The following is a 2651-nucleotide window of genomic DNA, read 5'->3' on the forward strand; positions in this document are numbered from 1 at the left end:
GTGTTGTCCTACAAGACCGGCCACCCTGCCTGACCACCGGCCCGCTCGCGGCCTGATCAGTCCGTGTCCTGCGCCACGCGCCACAGCACGTTGCTGGGGTCGAACAGCGCGAAGTCGCGCATGCCCCACGGCTGGTCCTTTGGTTCGTCCACGCGCGCACCAAAGAACGCCGGCTGGTTGAAGTCCTGCAGCAAGAAGCTGGTGTCGCCGTGATGGAGGTATGCCAAGCCACCTTCGACCCACGCGATCTCGAAGCCGAGTGCCAAGCAGAACTGCTGCGACAACTCGAAGTCGATGGCAGGCACGAAAGCCTTGATTTCAGTCGTGGCGAGGCTCATTGCAAGGCCTTGATTCGTCGACGAATCGGTCGATTTTGGCAGTGCAAAACAGGGTCGAAAACTCTTGCGGAAAAAAGTGCGGTGCCGGCCGCACAACAAGACCTCTGACAGAGGTAAACCAGATCCTGACAGACGCTGATGCAGGCCCGTGTCTTGCCATTGTGGAATCGCCGCACCGCGATTCCAGACAAGGCGTTCGGGCGGTACAGCCGCAGGGATCTGTTCGCCGTCGAAGGAGTAGTCATGAACCTGATGAGTTGGGCCGCCACGCTCCTCGTGCTGGCATCGGGCACGGCCCTGGGCCAACAGCCGCAACCCCACCGCGACATGCACGACGACTACTGGATTCCAGTGGTCAAGGGCAGTGGTGGTGTACCCGGCGTGTACCTCGGCAGCGCAGGCGCCGACTGGGCGCAGAGGATCGACTTCGCGTCCGCCAGCGGCGGTATCCAGCCCGTGGGCTGGTCACCCTCCACCGAGCGGGTCGACTTCGGCGGCATGCCCAGGCCGGTGCTGCTGTCCACTGGCGACGAGCCCTTCGGCCCGATGCCACGCGGCGGCGACACCGGCGCCGCACTGGCGAGCAACATCAGGACCGAGGACGGGCTGGGCAACCTGACCGACGTGCTCGCCGTGCCCGAACCTTCGGCGCTGCTGATGATGCTGGCCGGCGTCGGTGCGATCGCCTTCGTGATCCGCCGGCGGATCAACGACTCCTGACTGCGAAACCCTCGACTCTCCCGGCTTAGCCGGGGTCAGGTGCCGCCGCCACGCTTGCGCGTCAGGCCACCCGCCGCACCTCGGCCCGCCGCTTGGGCCTGAGCAGCGAGCACAGGCTGGTCACCGGCCGCTGCGAGCCTTCCATGTAGATGCGCGGCCGACGAAGAAGGGCTGAAGTTGCGCCATGGATGGCGCCAGCAGCGTCGCCACCGTCGCCGCGGCCGAGACGCAGAACGCGAACCGACGGGGATCCGCGTCATCGCGCGGTCGGACGTGGCCGGACCGGTGCCGGTCAGTGCGCGTAGGCGAAGCTTTCGCTGGGCTCTTCGTGCACGGCGCGGCCGACACCGCGGTAGCTGAAGCCCAGCTCCACCAACTCGTCGGCGGGGCAGATGTTGCGGCCGTCGAAGACGCGGTGCCCTTCCATGCAACGGCRCACCTTGCGCCAGTCGATGCGGCTGAACTCGGGCCAGTCGGTGACGATGGCCAGTGCATCGGCCCCGACCACCGCGCCGAACGGATCGGCGGCAAACCGCAGCCGCGGCAGGCCGGCATAGCGCTCACGCGCCGCGGGCATTGCCAGCGGGTCGTAGACCACCACCTCGGCGCCTTCGGCCAGCAAGGCCTGGATCACGGCCTCGCTCGGCGCTTCGCACAGGCTGTCGGTGCCGGGCTTGAAAGCCAAGCCCCACAACGCGATGCGCCGGCCCGCCATGTGGCCGTCGAAGGCCTGGATGATRTGCCACGGCAGCAGCGTCTTCTGGCGTTCGTTGGCTTGCTCGATCGCGTCCAGCATCGGCAGGCTCAGCCCCGCGTCGGTGGCGCTGCGGCGCATGGCGCGCACATCCGTGGGCAGGTTCGGTCCACCAAAGCCGCAGCCGGGCGACAGGCTCTGTGAACCGACGCGCGCGTCGCTGGCGATGCCGCGCTGGACCTGGCCGATGTCGACGTGCAACTGCTCGGCCAGCAGTGCGAGATCGTTCATCAGGCTGATGCGCGCGGCCAGCATGGTGTTGCAGGCGTGCTTGGTGAACTCGGCGTCGCGCAGGCCCATCGCCAGCCACTGCGTCGGCAGCTGCAGCAGCGGTGCGTAAAGGCGCCTGAGCAGCTGCAATGCACCCGGCGCATCGGCACCGGCCACGATGCGCTCGGGCTGCAGGAAATCGTCGATCGCCTGGCCCAAGCGCAGGAACGCGGGGCAGGCGGCGACCGAGAACGGCACGGTCACACCGCGTCGAGCCTGCGCTGCAACGATCGCTTCGCGCACCCGCTCAGCGGTGCCGACGGGCACCGCGCTGGCGCTGACGACCAGCAGCTCGCTCGTCATGCGCTCGCCGATGCCGCGGGCCGCCGCCAGCACCTGGTGCACATCGGTCCAGCCGCCTTCGAAGCCGGTCGCCCCGACTGCAATGAACTGCACCCGGCCATGCGCCACGGCCTCGTCGGCGTTGGCGGTGAAGCGCAGCCGACCGGTCAGGCCGTGCCGCACGATCAGCTCGGCCAGGCCCGGCTCGTGGAAAGGCAACTCGGCCCGCGCCAGCTGCGCCATGCGGGCGGCGCCGGCGTCCATGCATTGCACGCTGTGGCCCAACT

The 2651-nt window shown here is 68.3% G+C and carries 3 protein-coding genes; 1 reads left to right on the forward strand and 2 read right to left on the reverse strand.

Annotation, left to right across the window (positions count from 1 at the left end; genetic code table 11):
• Nucleotides 1–56: 56 nt before the first annotated feature.
• Entirely contained in the window at nt 57–338 is a 282-nt protein-coding gene (locus AC1DYI_RS32145; protein WP_477208172.1) for a VOC family protein, read from the reverse strand.
• Between the two features lie 243 nt (nt 339–581).
• Between AC1DYI_RS32145 and AC1DYI_RS32150 the strand changes: the two genes are divergently transcribed.
• The gene (locus tag AC1DYI_RS32150) at nt 582–1058 is read left to right on the forward strand and encodes a PEP-CTERM sorting domain-containing protein (protein ID WP_477208173.1); all 477 of its coding nucleotides are present in this window, start codon (nt 582–584) and stop codon (nt 1056–1058) included.
• 292 nt (nt 1059–1350) lie between these two features.
• On the opposite strand, the gene AC1DYI_RS32155 is transcribed toward AC1DYI_RS32150, so the two are convergent.
• The coding region (locus tag AC1DYI_RS32155; protein ID WP_477208174.1) for a UDP-glucose dehydrogenase family protein at nt 1351–2651 on the reverse strand (1301 nt) is incomplete at its 5' end.

It is taken from the genome of Ideonella sp. P3_A4, assembly GCF_056403075.1.

Excerpts from the sequence above, each read along its gene's own strand:
- AC1DYI_RS32145 (WP_477208172.1), bottom strand. The coding sequence starts at position 338 with ATGAGCCTCGCCACGACTGAAATCAAGGCTTTCGTGCCTGCCATCGAC.
- AC1DYI_RS32150 (WP_477208173.1), top strand. The coding sequence starts at position 582 with ATGAACCTGATGAGTTGGGCCGCCACGCTCCTCGTGCTGGCATCGGGC.